The organism is Agarivorans sp. Alg241-V36 (genome assembly GCF_900537085.1).
Lineage (GTDB): Bacteria > Pseudomonadota > Gammaproteobacteria > Enterobacterales > Celerinatantimonadaceae > Agarivorans.
Genome location: NZ_UNRE01000001.1, coordinates 824956 through 839542 on the forward strand (window position 1 = coordinate 824956; position 14587 = coordinate 839542).

Sequence of the window (14587 nt, forward strand, 5' to 3'; positions counted from 1 at the left end):
AGAAACAAAAGAAAGAACAGGTATTCGAATTAACTTTGAACGGTGGTTTTGGGGATATTATTCTAGACAGCCAGTTTTTATTAACATTAAGAGAGCAATACCCGAAAGCCACAATAAATGTTTATTATAGGGATGATGAGGCGGTAGCCGAACCTTCAAGCTTTAGTTGGGGAAAAACAAGGCATTACACTTCAAAGGATGGCGTAAGCTGCAATCCGATCACAGAGTGGTTAGAAGCTTTAAATTGTGTTGATACGTATACGGGCTGTAATATCGATAAGCTGGAACGAGGGATTCGAGTCTTCCCTGAGTCATTCCACAAATTTTTTGGCGGATATTGGACTCCCAATGAATTTAATAACAAAGTAAATACTATTATATTTAAGAATAGTAAATCTACTAATACACTAGAGCATTTTAATGAATTGTTGTTTAATAAATGTGTGCCTATTGTAGCGTTACATTTAAGAAGAAATGCACAAAAAATAGTAGAAATGGCTTGTGTTATACAAGATGAATTCCCGGATGTTCATTTCGTTTTACTGGGTTCTTCAGAACATCAAACTGTGCCAGACACAAATATGTTAAAAAATAAGACCTCATTGATTGATAGTTATTCTAAAGGGCTTAGCACTCTAGAGCTATTGTCTATTACACAACGGTTCGATTTATTTATCGGAGGGCGAGGAGGCTTTGAACTATTTCACTGGTTATCAGAAACTCCCTCAGTCTGTTTTTTCGATGATATGGGAAAAAGGGAGATAGAACAATTATGGTGGCATCCATCGCTCTGGATAAATAATAAAATTAATAAGCTTTACTTCTCAGATTCAAAGCTCCTTGATGTGCTTGACCATATAAATAGATCTAAGGTATTAGAATGTTCCAAAGACTATTACCATTAATATCAATTTCTTCTATAATTATTGCTCAGTTAGCCACATTTATACTATTTTATTTTTTTGATAAAGGGATCGCAGGTAAGATTGGAATTGCCTATTTGTGGGCTAACTTTTCCGCACGAATAGTCTTTTTGGGAGGAGAGCAATCATTAGTCAAACGGCTGCTGGCGTCAGAGCTATCCGAGTATACTACTGGCTTTTCACTTTACGCGACTATCACTTCTATCTTATTTTTAAGTTCAATTCCGTTAGTGTTTTTGTTTGGAGATTTAGTAAATTTAGATAAGGTCGAGTACTTATTTATAATGACATTTCTCATGCTTTTGGCTTTACAATGGCTCGAGATTTTTTCTAAGGTAGAGGGGCTTTATCACTTATACCAAATAGTACTTCTTGTCACTGCAATATTATTGGTGGCTAGCTATCTTATGGCTTATTTCTTTGATGAGAATAGTTTGTTTATTCTTATTTTAGGGCAGCGCATAGTTGGATTGATTATCACCCTTACTATATTGTTTTGGCTGTTTAAATCCTTTGTTAATAAATTTTCTCTACAAGGTTGGAGGCAGATACTTAAAAGTGATTATGGATTTATTTTATTATTAACAATTTCTCTCATTAATGTTTTTGTTGATAGGATGTTTATATCAGCTAAAGTCGAACCAGATACTTACGCTGATTACATGATTATTGTAGCTATATACTCACTGGCTATTATGCCTAAGTCGTTATTAGCTAATCAGTATTTGGTGTTACTGAAAACTGATATGGAAGGATACTTTAATACGGTTAGAAAAATATCTGCCATCTACGTACCCATACTCCTACTTCTGGGGTTCATGGCTTACTGGGTCGTCACAGTTTACCTTCTTGTTAACTACGAGTTTATGCCTGGCATCTATGGTGTGTTGGCTATTTCTGCAGTGGTTGAGGTTTTACTGGGGCCTGCTGGCATGGTAAATTCTTTTAAATATCATCCTAAATATAATTTGATTCCCGAAATTACAGGTATTGTTACATTCTTGCTTATTCTTTTATTGAATAACATATTTGGTTCACCTTCTGCAGAAGGTTTTTTATCTGTAGTAATCGCCATGGCTATTTCCAAGGTCGTTATTGCATATACAAAGTTAGTTACATTAAAAAGGTTACAGATTCACTAAATGATTACATTATTCGATACAAGTATAGCGTCAAAAAATGTAGGCGACTTTATTATTATGGACGCTGTGAACGAGCAGCTGGCAAATATTATTCCTTTTGAGCAGATAGTTACTCTGCCTACCCATGATACTTTTGGGCGAGAAGGGCGACGGGTACTAAATTTATCTGAGTACTCAATCGTAGGGGGGACAAATTTATTATCATCTCATTTGCTTAGATATCAGCAATGGAAGTTCGGGGCTAAGGACCTGTTGACTCTAAATCATGCGGTTCTAATGGGTGTCGGTTGGTGGCAGTACCAAAACTCTCCCGACTTATATTCTAGAACAGTCTGGAATCGTGTGCTTAATAAAAAAATGCTGCACTCCGTTCGTGATTCATTCACTGAAAAGCAACTTTCTAAAATGGGCATTAAGAATGTTATTAATACTAGCTGTTCTACTATGTGGGGGCTAACACCTGAGCATTGCAAAAAAATCAACCAATCTAAAAGCAACAATGTTGTTGTGACCTTAACCGACTACAACCGTGATCCTAATGCAGATCTTAAATTGATTAATTGTCTATTAGATAACTATTCTGAAGTAAGCTTCTGGCCACAAGGTAGTGGTGATGTAAGTTATTTCGAATCTCTGCACTCATTATTTAAGCGTAATGTGACATTGCTAAATCCTAGTCTCACATGCTTAAATAACGCATTATCTAATGCCGATGTAGATTACGTAGGTACGCGACTGCATGCTGGCATTAGAGCTTTGCAATACAAAAAACGTACTATTATCATCGGGATCGATAATAGGGCAATTGAAAAATCTATTGACTTCAATCTCACAGTTTTAAAAAGAACGGACATTGAGAAGTTGAACGCTTTAATTAATAAAGAAATCGAAACTAAAATTAGAATTCCGTTTGAAAATATTCAAACTTGGAAATCTCAGTTTGTTTAGTTATAAAATTGATGTTAATGCAAATTAACTTTAATCAACTAAGTTTACTCGCAGAAGTAAGTGTGCAAATTCCAGATTATTGTGCTTTACCAGAGGATAAGCAATAGTCATAGATTTTCGAGGGGAAAGTGCGTTGTATACTGAAATTAGTGAATTATATATAATCACAGTAGCGTTCAATAAAACTCTGAGAAAAAGTGGTCTGAAGCTAAAATAGTTGTTGCTGTGGATATATAGAAGTTTAAAAGGAAAAGGAAGTTATGAATCTTTGTACCATATTCCCAGACTATCCGTCTTTAGGGTTGACCTCAAAAATGATAAGAAGTCAATAGCGCATTGAGAACCTGCGGCACTGAATATAGTTCGTTATTTTCAAATAAGATCAGCAACGTATTTATGAATTTGATTAAGCGTTGAACATAGCTTGTAGTAAACACATTAAGCAGAACTTTTTCCAAGAATCCGACGAGTATTAGTCAGTACTTAAGAAGATGAAAAAGCTACGTGGGATAATGATTAAAGAGCTTTCGTTCTCTTTCACTAGCTTAACAAAGCATATACATGCCCATGGTAATCTAATGAATAGTAACCTACGCTATTTTGTTTAAATAAATACACTTAACGTTAGTTAAGTGAGATTGAGAATAAAATGAAAGTTTTAATAGTAAATACATCTGATATAAATGGAGGTGCCGCTCGTGCAGCGTATCGTCTTCATCAAGCATTGTTAGCGCAAGAAATTGATTGCAAAATGTTAGTTCAAAACAAAAAGAGTGATGATTATACTGTTGTCGGTCCAGTATCACTATATGAAAAAGTGCTTAGCAAGCTGAGGCCGTTCTTTGATGCTTTACCGTGTCTATTTATCGAAAATAAGGCATCGACCTTATTCAGTAACTCCTGGTTACCATCTGGTAAAATCATACAAAAGATAAATTCGATGAAGCCCGATATTGTGCATCTTCATTGGGTCAATGACGGTATGATTCGAGTTGAGGACTTAAAAAAAATCAATGCTCCCATTGTTTGGAGTTTACATGATGCTTGGCCCTTAAGTGGAGGCTGGCATTATGAGGAGACTCAAGTTAGTAACGCCCAAAGAAAATTAGATATTAAGATTTTTAATAGAAAGAAAAAAACATACTCTAAAATTGAAAATATGTCTATTGTCGGATTAAGTCGCTGGATCCAAGATTGCGCTAATAATAGCCCCGCCTTTAATGGGAAAAAAATTATTAATTTACCTAACCCCATTAATACAGAAATATATAAACCGATTGATAAAAAAGTATCTCGTCAATTGTGGGGACTGCCCGAAGATAAAAAACTAGTTCTTTTTGGAGCTATAGCAGCTACTAGTGATCCGCGAAAAGGATTTAAAGAACTATCAGATGCATTATCAAAACTAAATAGGTCTGATATTGAATTTGTTGTCTTTGGTTCAAGTAAACCTTTAACTCCTCCTGACTTAGGGTGTAAGGTACATTATGTAGGTATGTTGTCTGATGATGTTAGTTTAGTTAGTTTGTACAGTGCTGTAGATGTGATGGTAGTACCTAGCCTACAAGAAAACTTATCGAATGCAATAATGGAAAGTCTATCTTGCGCAACACCAGTTGTTGGTTTTGATATAGGAGGAAATAGTGATCTGATTGAGCATAAGGTTAATGGTTATTTAGCTCAAGAGTTAAATACTAAAGACCTAGCATTTGGTATTGAGTGGTGTCTTGATAATTCAAATTATGAAATGCTTTCTAGTAGAGGCAGAGAAAAAGTTTTAAAATATTTCGATAGTAAAGTTGTAGCTAAAAAGTACGTTGAAGTATATAAAAGTAAGTTGTGTAAGGGGTAATGATGAAAAAAATATTAGTCATAACACCTCGTTTCCCTTTCCCTGTTGTTGGCGGGGATAAGTTGAGAATCTATCAAATTTGCAAAGAGCTATCTAAATATTACTCTATAACACTGGTTACCTTATGTGAGAGCAAGAGCGAGATGAGCATGGTCATTTCAGACACTGTTTTCGATTCTATACATCGTTGTTTTCTTCCTAAATGGAAGTCGTATCTAAGTGTCGTTTCACGTTTTATACTGAACGAACCTATGCAAGTTTCATATTATAAATCACGAAGATTTCAAAGAATGGTTAAAGGTTTAGCAATAGATCATGATGTTGTCGTTCCTCATCTCATAAGAGTATCTGATTATGTAAAAGATTTAGATATGCCCAAAATACTAGAAATGACCGATGCATTATCTTTGAATTACAAAAGGGTCTCGGAAACTGAAAGCTACGCAGGTTTAAAGGGACTTATTTATAGGTTGGAGAGGAAAAGAGTTGAACGGTACGAAAAAGATATCCCTAAATACTTTAATTATGTTAGCTTTATTTCAGAATATGATAAAAGCTTTTTGTATAGTAATGATAGTGAAGTTTGCCAAAAAGTGGTGGTAAGCTCTAATGGTGTTGATATAACCGCACTTCCTTACAATTTTGTTACTGGTAGCAATAAACTGATTTTTATTGGAAATATGCATTCGGCACAGAACTTTGATGCTGCATATTTTTTTGCAGAAAAAGTTATGCCCGAATTATCTAAAATATGTAAGTTCGAATTTCATGTCATTGGAAAAATCCCTGAAAGATACGAAGCTCAATTGAAATCTTTAAATAACGTGATAGTAACTGGATCCGTAGACAACGTCTGCGAATACGCCCATGGAGCTTTAGCTGCTATCTGTTCAGTGAGGCTTGGTGCTGGTGTTCAAAATAAAATACTGGAATACATGGCGCTAGGAGTTCCAACAATCTCAACATCTATTGGTCTTGAAGGATTGGAAGCTCAGGTAGGACAAGATATTTTGATCGCGGATACTGTTGAAGATTTTATAAAGCATATCCTTCTATTAAAAAACGACTGCTCCTATTCTGAAAATATTGCAATATGTGCGCATAACTATGTCTCGAACAATCATTCTTGGAGTAGTAAACTACAACCTATAGTGAAAGCAGTTGGTTCGATAGGTTGAGTTATATAGTCGGTTGTTGCTTAAATCAATTTGACCTTTTTCACCATATAGCGATCGGCGAGTTAAACCACTATAGTCAGTGACATCGTATCATGGGCAAAGCAAAAATTTACATAGTTTACTGGAAGCAATACAAGAAGGCTTTAACTCTGCGAAGCTCAATAGCTTTTAGTTGGAGGATGCTGCTATAACATCGTGGTGCAAGCGCAAGCTTACAAGGCGTCGAGTACGGCGTAAATTTCACGCTGTTGTTGATGCTGATACGCATGTAGTAGTGAGCACAGCGGCATCCCTCGATTCAGTGCTTGATCGTGAAGTTTTACCCAAACGGTTAAATCCACCTCGCCGCAAAATAGGCAAGGTCTCTGCATACGGCGCCTATGACGCTAATAGCTGCTACACGGCACTAAAAGGTAAAGGAGTGATTCCTGTCAGTTCTCCAAGGAAGAACGCTGTATACTGGGAGATAGGGCCTAAACACAATCAAGCAGTTAAAGCGCTGAAGAATGAACAGCTAGAAGAATGAAAATACAACCAAGCTATGATGCACGTATACTATCATGGGCTGCCGAAAGCCTATACAAGCAACCGCCAAGTGACAAGCTGAGTTTGCGTAATTACAACGCCCAAGTGGGAGAAGTGATGGTAATTGTATGTTTTTCTGGAAATATACACTCAGTGATTTTTTTTGTGGGTAATTAATACAAAGGTTTTTATATAGTTTAAATTTTATGCCTTTTAATTTCCAATTCCAACTTAATTTTCATTGAATAACTAATAGATTAATAAATAGAATGATGGATAAGATTTCAGTAGTAACAATCTGTTTTAATATTGCTCAAGAGTTGGCTGATACATTAGATTCAGTTTTAGAACAAGACTATTCGAATATCGAGATTATAGTTATCGATGGTGGCTCTGCAGATAATACTCAAGAAGTACTCACAGCATATAAAGTAAAAGCTGAAGAACTAAATATCCCCTTCCTCTGGATTAGTGAAAGGGATGAAGGGATTTTTGACGCGATGAATAAGGGTTTAGAGCGTTCTTCTGGTGAATGGATCGCTTTTATGAATGGTGGAGATAGCTTTTACACAAATTCAGCTTTATCAAAATTGATCTATAACTCAAATGGTTATGATGTTGTTTACGGTAGTCGCTGCAATGCTTATGAGGCTTACACTATGAGTGTTTCATCTAAGTCGTTTGATGAAGTTCGTTTTCATCTCCCCTTCTGCCATCAATCTTGTATAGTACGAAGTAAAGTACATAAGAAATACCCATTTGACACTTCTTTTAAGCTTCATTCAGAAATTGATTTTTTTTATAAGATAAAGTCTCTAGGCTATCAGTTTAAAAGGATAGGGGACATTATTTCAATATATGATACTCACGGTGTTTCATCAGTTATTGACCGGGTATCTCGGTGCGAAAGAAGGCGCATCGTATTATCATATTCTTTGTCTCGGTTCTATCTAATTGATTATTATCTTTGGGAGTTTAAAAGAGCTGTTGTTTTTAACTTGAAGGGGACAAGTCTTGGTCTTTTACTACTCAAGTTAAAACATAAGATTGAAGCTTAAGAGGAAGTTAGCATTATGGTTTTAATATTTATTGATAACATTGACAGGCTAAATTTTTTTGAGAGGTATGCGCAAGCTACACTCGAAAAATGTCTTTTTGTAACTACAAAACATTATATTTCAGTAAAGCTCTCACGTAAATACAAGGTGTTCTTGCTTGGGCCATTACAAGACTGTATAACTCACCTACCTAGCGATGAGCAAGTCATACGGTCTTGTACTCATGTTTATAGAGGTAGCCAATCTGTTGAAAAAGCTCAGCTAGTATACTCTACGGTTTTTGAACTATTAAATAAAATTGACTTGAATATTCATGAAGTAAGTTATGGAATGATATTTAATGGGAATGCTGCATCTCAAAAAGCTTTCGCTGAGTACATGAAAATTAATCTTAAGGCTTGCATTTACTGCGAGATTGGTAACTTCCCTCGTAAAATGTTTTTTGATATTAAGGGGGTCAATGCTCAATCTTCTTTGTATAGTGAACCTGGATTATTAGATGAAATCCCACCCGTATCGGATAACGAGCATAATGCTTGGATCGATGGCTATGAAGAATATAAATCCAAACCATTGCCGCAAAGTAAAATTAGGATAGAACATTTTATTTCGTATATAAGCGATAGTATCTTTAGTTACCTAGGTTACGGGATTAGGGAAGAGAGTGTCTCTCTTTTAAAAAGGGGGGGCGATTTTTTAAAGCTTCTTTATAAGAAACGCTTTTCTCTAGGCGTAGGGCGTAAGAAAATAAGTAGTTTAGTAGGTGAACAGTATGAAAGTAGTGTAGGTTATGTTTTCTTTCCGACACAAGTTCGATTCGATTCACAGTTAATTCTTAATAGTGACGTAGATAATATTTTAGGTTTGAAGAAAGCTAAAGTATACGCTAACTCTAAAGGCTTAGATTTATATGTTAAAGTCCACCCAGCAGAGACAAGCCATGAAATACTTTCAACTTACAATAAGCTTAAGGATGAGATAGGGTTTAAGCTTGTGTCTGGTAATACAAATGAACTTATCAAATGTGCTAATGCTGTGGTAACGATTAATTCTACAGTCGGTCTTGAGTCATTAATATATAGAAAAGAAACTTTGGTTCTTGGTCGGGCCCTTTATAGTGGTTTTGACTTTGAGAGAACTAAGAAGTACATCCATCATTACCTTATTGATGTTGATTATTTTTCTTCAGAACCTATTGATACTTCCATACTTCAGGAAATAGAAAGAAAACTGAAAGTTAGCTGTAATTTTTGATAAACTTCACGCGGTAATTTAATGATTTCATAACATGTAGGATGTTTTTTGTCGGTTACGTATTTGATAAGCAAAAGAAAGTTAGTGTCAGCTTCCTGTCTTTGGTTGATGTGTATTGCATACTCACCTCTCCTGTCAGGTTTAATTGGTGTGCCAACTATAGTAATTTATTATCCAGTGTTGTTAGGGTTGTTTTTCTACTATCTTTCCGAAGACGGTATAAGTTTTTCATCATTATCTTTACTAATTGTGTTCATCTGTATAGTTTTGATAAATACAATGGTCATTGAAAATGCTATCTATTTTAATAGGTTTATATTCTTTCCATTTGTTATATTTTGCTCCTATCGAATAGCCCACGACAAAATCTTGGTTAATATTCTTTGTGATATTTTAACTAAATTTGCCTATGTTGCGATTTTTCTGGCTTTTTTATCTTTCCTTTATAGGTTCTTCGGTGGTGACGCGCTAGTTGATATTAAGAATCCTGATGGGAGGGTTGCCTCTTTATATTTGTTTTCTTTAAGTCATAGCACCTTTGGGAACATAATTCGAGGAGGATTTATATATGATGAGCCAGGAATGTTTTCTTTTGTCTTGACTGTAATCGTTGTTCTTAGAGAAGTTACTAAAAAAAGTAAGAAAGGGTCTTTAGCTATTCTTTTAGGGGGGGTATTTACCTTCAGTTTAGCTCATATATTCATTTTGCTATTGTATGTTATCGTTTCGATACGATTAAAATATTCTATATTCCTAGCTGCTTCACTTATGTTCTTGGTTTTTCTACTCTATGATCATATGAGCTTTCTTACAAATAGGTTAACGATTGAGGCGCTTTTGGATAGCAATCGCTTACAGCAGTTGGAGAATTTTAATAGAATTGCTAGTGAAAATATTATCAAATTTGGTAATTATGAGTGTTCAGAACGTCCGGGAAGTATTTGTAAAGAACATGGTGATATTAGTTCATCTCCGGTAACTCCTCTTTATATTGGAGGCTTGCTTTACTTATTTATCCAGGTGGTGACATCCTTTCTTTTTTTGTGCTTTGTCTTACTAAGAAAACAGTTTGTGTTTCCTGCGTTAGCGATGTTTTTAATTTTGTTGCAGCGGCCATTTTTTATAGGGTTTGGGTATGGCTTGATGATTTATATCCCATTTTTTACAATGTTGATACCTATGGTTAGAAAGGGAAAGTTAATAATAAGTAACAAACCATAGTATTCTGAAATTATATTTTAATTAGTTTGCAGTTAATAATGAACTATAGGCTAAGCATTTTTAAATTTAACCATTTAGTGACTTTATCTTAAGGGGGATTTATGTTTTTGATTGCGGGTCCATGTGTCATCGAATCTGAAAGTTTAGTTCTAGATACTTTTGCACAGTTACAAGAGATTACAAGTAATCTTGGTATTGAATATATTGCAAAGTCGTCTTTCACGAAAGCTAATCGATCTTCAGTAAATGCTTTCACAGGTCCCGGTATTGATGAAGGATTGAAGATTTTGCAAAAAGCTAAGGATAAATTAGGTCTAAAGGTGTTAACTGACGTTCACGAAGACACTCCTCTGGAAGAGGTTGCTTCAGTAGTTGATGTCCTACAAACCCCTGCTTTTTTGTCACGTCAAACAGGTTTTATCCAACGCGTCGCATCTATAGGCAAACCGGTAAATATCAAAAAAGGACAGTGGATGCACCCAGCAGATATGGCGCCTGTAGTAGAAAAGTGTCGAACTGTTGGAAATGAAGATATTTGGCTTTGTGATAGAGGAACAAGTTTCGGCTTTGGTCAACTAGTTAACTACATGCCCGGTTTAAACATTATGAAGGAGACTGGTTGTAAAGTGGTGATGGATGCAACCCACAGTGTTCAAATGCCTGGTACCTTGGGCGGTTCAACTGGTGGCAATAGGTATCATGTGCCAGCTATTGCGCGTGCGGCTGTTGCAGTTGGAATAGATGGACTATTTATGGAAACCCATCCAGATCCCGATAACGCACTGTGTGATGGGCCTAATATGTTGCCTCTCAAACATATGGAAGAGCTTCTTGAAACTCTTTTAGAGATTGATGAGGTTGTTCACCGCCGTTCCTTTATAGAGTCTAAATTGATTTAGTATTATGGCTGTTAAATTAAATACCCCCATTAAGTTGGTTTTGTTTGATGTCGACGGCGTCATGACTGATGGAACCATTTATATGGCTGAGTCTGGCGAATTTTGTAAAGCATTCAATGTAAAAGATGGACTCGCTATTGAGTTGTTGCGTGCGCATGAGATTAAGTCTGGTGTTATATCTGGTAAAGCAAGTCCTGCGTTAACAAATCGCTGCCAGAAACTAGGCTTTGATATCATCGAAACGGGTTGTAAGCACAAGCTTCCTAAGCTGGAACAAATCTGCACTAATTTTAATGTTACTGCTGATGCTATAGCCTTTTGTGGTGATGATGTTCTCGATTTACCCATAATGGAGCGATGTGGTTTATCCGTAGCACCTGCAGATGCTCATCAGTTAGTTCTAGAACAAGCTGATTGGGTATCTGCATATAAAGGTGGTTCTGGAATGGTTAGAGATTTTGTAGATACCTTATTACTGAGCCAAAGCAATATTGGGCTAAAGGAGATATATCAACCATTGCTAAGAAAAATCGCTCTAGATGACCTCACTGGTGTCGAACAATGAGTCCTCCCATAAAAGTAGTGATACCCGCTAGGTTTGGCTCTTCCCGTCTCGCAGGAAAACCCTTGCTTCAATTATGCGGAAAACCAATGTTTTGGCACGTGTTTCAAAGAACAGTTGAAGCAGGAGTTGCACCAGAAGATATTGTGTTAGCGACAGATGACCAGCGCATATACTCAGAAGCGACTCGCTTGGAGATAACTTGCTTGATGACTGCCGTGGATCATGCCAGCGGTACGGACCGGTTAAATGAGGTTGCGAATAAACTTAATTGGATTAATGATACGCTGGTCATCAATGTTCAAGGAGATGAGCCGTTAATTCCTAGCCAATTAATTCAACAACTCATTAATTTTACTAATGAAAGACCACATTTTGATATCACAACTGCAGTATCACCGATTCAAACTACTGAAGATGTAACTAATCCCAACATAGTGAAGGTGGCTATGGGAGAGCACAATCGAGCTGTTTACTTCTCTCGCTCAGCTATCCCCTTTAACCGTGATGAGCCTAACTGTGTAGATATGATATATCGTCATATTGGAATATATGCGTATTCAGTAAAAAGTCTTCAGCAATTTTGCCAATACCCAGAATCGGCTATAGAAAGGATGGAAAAGCTTGAGCAATTGCGAGCGTTGAGTAATGGTTTGAGCATTGGTGCAACGATTGTTGAAGAGGCACCGCCCCATGGTATTGATACCAAGCAAGATTATGTCAACATTAAATATTTGATGGAAAGCTAATATGTCAGTTATTGAACGCGCTAAAGAAGTTATCCGCACAGAAATTAGCGGTTTAGAATTTATGGCTACACAGTTGGGCCAGTCTTTTGAAGATGCTGTAGATGCAATTCTAAATACGAAAGGGCGGACTATTATTTGTGGTATGGGTAAATCTGGCATTATTGGTAAAAAAATTGCTGCCTCGTTTGCAAGCACAGGAACAGCTGGTTTTTTTATGCACCCAGGAGAAGCATTCCACGGTGATTTGGGTATGGTTAAGCCAGAAGATGTGTTTATTGCTATATCCAACTCCGGTGAAACAGACGAAGTGCTTAAATTGCTGCCTTTCTTGCGTGATAATGGCAATTTTATTATCGCAATCACTGGTCGACCAGCCTCTTCATTAGCAAAATCTGCGCAGTGTCACTTGGATATTTCTGTCCCTCAGGAAGCATGTCCATTGCAACTTGCTCCAACGGCCTCGACCACTGCAACGCTGGCTATGGGGGATGCTTTGACGATTTGTTTAATGGAAGAGCGTAATTTCAAACCAGAAAATTTTGCTCGCTTTCATCCTGGCGGAAGCCTTGGTCGCCGCTTACTTGGAAAAGTAAGAGATGAGATGATTTCCGATTATTTACCACTAGTAAAGCCAGATACTCCTTTTAAAGATGTTATTAATATTATTTCAAGTGGACAGTTGGGACTTGCGGTAATTCTAGAGTCTTCTAAAACGGGAATTATTACGGATGGAGATTTGCGGCGTGCTATGGAAAGTAGAGGGAAAGATGTATTCGATCTAACCGCAATAGATATTGCAACTTTTGACCCCGTTTCCACCTCACCTGAAGTTAGCATTCAGACTGCATTTAAAGTTATGGATGAAAACAAGATTAACGCATTGTTAGTTTTTGAGGCGGATAGTGTCGTGGGTTTATTAAGGAAATAGATTGTTAGGGTCTGTTGCTCCTTCGCAGTTAAATTTTGTTCGAGAAAAATCGTTTTAGGCGCGGCAAGGGGTATGTAGCCTAGCTTTTAAAATAAATACTCCTTAACAATGCATACAAACGATTATAGAGCAACGATTGGTGGTCTTATGCAAATTTTGTGGGAACGAATAGACATCGCTTAACAAAGAGGGGTTCAAAATGCCTATGATTTGTTATTATGTGGTAGTTTCCAAATACTCCTTTATTTTCAATGTTAAGTGACCTTTAAATGAATAAGATACTCGTCACTGGCGGCGCTGGTTTTATAGGCAGCGCCGTTGTGCGCCATATCATCGATAATACCAACGATGGCGTATTAAACGTTGATGCGCTGACCTATGCGGGTAATGTGGCCTCGTTAGATGCGGTGGCATCCAATCCGCGTTATCAGTTTTTGCAGGCCAATATTTGTGACAAAGCGGCGATGGTCAAAGCCTTTGCTGAGTTTAAGCCAACGGCGGTGATGCACCTAGCGGCAGAGAGCCATGTAGACCGCTCTATTGATGGCCCGGGTGAGTTTATTCAAACTAATATCGTTGGCACGTATACTTTATTAGAAGCGGCGCGCGAGTATTGGGCTGGCTTAGCGGGTAAGGCCAAGGATGACTTCCGTTTCCACCATATCTCCACCGATGAGGTGTATGGTGACTTAGAAGGCACAGAGGACTTATTCTTAGAAACCACCCCTTATGCGCCTAGCTCGCCGTATTCGGCCTCTAAAGCGTGCAGTGACCATTTAGTTCGCGCATGGCATAGAACCTACGGTTTGCCAGTGGTGGTGACTAACTGCTCAAACAATTATGGGCCTTATCATTTTCCTGAAAAGCTTATTCCGCATGTGATTTTAAACGCCCTAGAAGCCAAAGCCTTGCCGGTATACGGCGATGGTTTGCAAATTCGAGATTGGCTATTTGTAGAAGACCACGCAAGGGCGCTGTACAAAGTAGTGACTACGGGTGAAGTAGGGGAGACCTACAACATTGGTGGCCACAATGAAAAAACCAATATTGAGGTAGTGCGCACCATATGTAGTTTGTTAGAAGAGCTCGCCCCTAGTGAGGCTAAGGCCAAGCTCGCGGTGGCAGGGCACAGTCACTTTGAAGATTTGATTACCTTTGTTAAAGATCGCCCCGGGCATGACGCGCGCTACGCGATAGATGCCTCGAAAATAGCCAATGAATTGGGTTGGACACCAGACGAGAGTTTTGAGACGGGCATTCGCAAAACCGTACTATGGTATTTGTCTAATCAGCCATGGTGGCAAGCGGTGCTTAATGGTGATTACCAATTAGAGCGCTTAGGCTAGGA

Annotated in this window: 14 protein-coding genes; all 14 read left to right on the plus strand. The window is 37.4% G+C overall.

Annotated elements, in window-relative coordinates; translation table 11 throughout:
* Nucleotides 1–35: 35 nt before the first annotated feature.
* The 14 genes from G6R11_RS03925 (at nt 36) to rfbB (ending at nt 14585) form a co-directional block, all read left to right on the plus strand.
* Nucleotides 36–905 (plus strand): hypothetical protein, encoded by an 870-nt coding sequence (locus tag G6R11_RS03925; RefSeq protein WP_163131643.1) that lies wholly within the window; start codon nt 36–38, stop codon nt 903–905.
* Complete coding sequence (locus G6R11_RS03930) at nt 881–2065, plus strand: hypothetical protein (RefSeq protein ID WP_163131644.1); 1185 nt, start codon at nt 881–883, stop codon at nt 2063–2065. Before G6R11_RS03925 ends, G6R11_RS03930 begins: the two co-directional genes overlap by 25 nt.
* A complete protein-coding gene (locus G6R11_RS03935) occupies nt 2066–3013 on the plus strand; it encodes a polysaccharide pyruvyl transferase family protein (RefSeq protein ID WP_163131645.1) in 948 nt (315 codons plus the stop codon).
* A 649-nt stretch (nt 3014–3662) separates the two neighbouring features.
* Nucleotides 3663–4865, plus strand: coding sequence for a glycosyltransferase family 4 protein (locus tag G6R11_RS03940; RefSeq protein WP_163131646.1), 1203 nt, complete (start codon nt 3663–3665; stop codon nt 4863–4865).
* Between the two features lie 2 nt (nt 4866–4867).
* Entirely contained in the window at nt 4868–6043 is a 1176-nt protein-coding gene (locus G6R11_RS03945; protein WP_163131648.1) for a glycosyltransferase, read from the plus strand.
* 274 nt (nt 6044–6317) lie between these two features.
* Nucleotides 6318–6569: a hypothetical protein gene (locus G6R11_RS21965; RefSeq protein ID WP_370525624.1), complete on the plus strand. Its 252-nt coding sequence runs from the start codon at nt 6318–6320 to the stop codon at nt 6567–6569.
* A 268-nt stretch (nt 6570–6837) separates the two neighbouring features.
* Nucleotides 6838–7626, plus strand: a complete 789-nt coding sequence (locus G6R11_RS03955; RefSeq protein ID WP_163131652.1) for a glycosyltransferase family 2 protein — start codon at nt 6838–6840, stop codon at nt 7624–7626.
* A 15-nt stretch (nt 7627–7641) separates the two neighbouring features.
* Complete coding sequence (locus tag G6R11_RS03960; protein WP_163131654.1) at nt 7642–8880, plus strand: hypothetical protein; 1239 nt, start codon at nt 7642–7644, stop codon at nt 8878–8880.
* An 84-nt stretch (nt 8881–8964) separates the two neighbouring features.
* Entirely contained in the window at nt 8965–10101 is a 1137-nt protein-coding gene (locus G6R11_RS03965) for a hypothetical protein (RefSeq protein ID WP_163131656.1), read from the plus strand.
* Between the two features lie 101 nt (nt 10102–10202).
* Nucleotides 10203–11000, plus strand: coding sequence for a 3-deoxy-8-phosphooctulonate synthase (gene kdsA / locus G6R11_RS03970; protein ID WP_163131658.1), 798 nt, complete (start codon nt 10203–10205; stop codon nt 10998–11000).
* A 4-nt stretch (nt 11001–11004) separates the two neighbouring features.
* On the plus strand, nt 11005–11565 hold the full coding sequence (locus tag G6R11_RS03975) for an HAD family hydrolase (RefSeq protein ID WP_163131660.1): 561 nt from the start codon (nt 11005–11007) through the stop codon (nt 11563–11565).
* Complete coding sequence (gene kdsB, locus G6R11_RS03980; RefSeq protein WP_163131662.1) at nt 11562–12311, plus strand: 3-deoxy-manno-octulosonate cytidylyltransferase; 750 nt, start codon at nt 11562–11564, stop codon at nt 12309–12311. The genes G6R11_RS03975 and kdsB overlap by 4 nt, the downstream gene beginning before the upstream one ends.
* A 1-nt stretch (nt 12312) precedes the next feature.
* Entirely contained in the window at nt 12313–13239 is a 927-nt protein-coding gene (locus G6R11_RS03985; RefSeq protein ID WP_163131664.1) for an SIS domain-containing protein, read from the plus strand.
* 269 nt (nt 13240–13508) lie between these two features.
* Complete coding sequence (rfbB, locus tag G6R11_RS03990) at nt 13509–14585, plus strand: dTDP-glucose 4,6-dehydratase (protein WP_163131666.1); 1077 nt, start codon at nt 13509–13511, stop codon at nt 14583–14585.
* Nucleotides 14586–14587 lie beyond the last annotated feature (2 nt).

Coding starts and splice junctions, on each gene's coding strand:
- G6R11_RS03930 (WP_163131644.1), top strand. CDS start 881: ATGTTCCAAAGACTATTACCATTAATATCAATTTCTTCTATAATTATT.
- G6R11_RS03955 (WP_163131652.1), top strand. CDS start 6,838: ATGATGGATAAGATTTCAGTAGTAACAATCTGTTTTAATATTGCTCAA.
- G6R11_RS03945 (WP_163131648.1), top strand. CDS start 4,868: ATGAAAAAAATATTAGTCATAACACCTCGTTTCCCTTTCCCTGTTGTT.
- kdsA (WP_163131658.1), top strand. CDS start 10,203: ATGTTTTTGATTGCGGGTCCATGTGTCATCGAATCTGAAAGTTTAGTT.
- G6R11_RS03935 (WP_163131645.1), top strand. CDS start 2,066: ATGATTACATTATTCGATACAAGTATAGCGTCAAAAAATGTAGGCGAC.
- G6R11_RS03960 (WP_163131654.1), top strand. CDS start 7,642: ATGGTTTTAATATTTATTGATAACATTGACAGGCTAAATTTTTTTGAG.
- G6R11_RS03940 (WP_163131646.1), top strand. CDS start 3,663: ATGAAAGTTTTAATAGTAAATACATCTGATATAAATGGAGGTGCCGCT.
- kdsB (WP_163131662.1), top strand. CDS start 11,562: ATGAGTCCTCCCATAAAAGTAGTGATACCCGCTAGGTTTGGCTCTTCC.
- G6R11_RS03985 (WP_163131664.1), top strand. CDS start 12,313: ATGTCAGTTATTGAACGCGCTAAAGAAGTTATCCGCACAGAAATTAGC.
- rfbB (WP_163131666.1), top strand. CDS start 13,509: ATGAATAAGATACTCGTCACTGGCGGCGCTGGTTTTATAGGCAGCGCC.
- G6R11_RS03975 (WP_163131660.1), top strand. CDS start 11,005: ATGGCTGTTAAATTAAATACCCCCATTAAGTTGGTTTTGTTTGATGTC.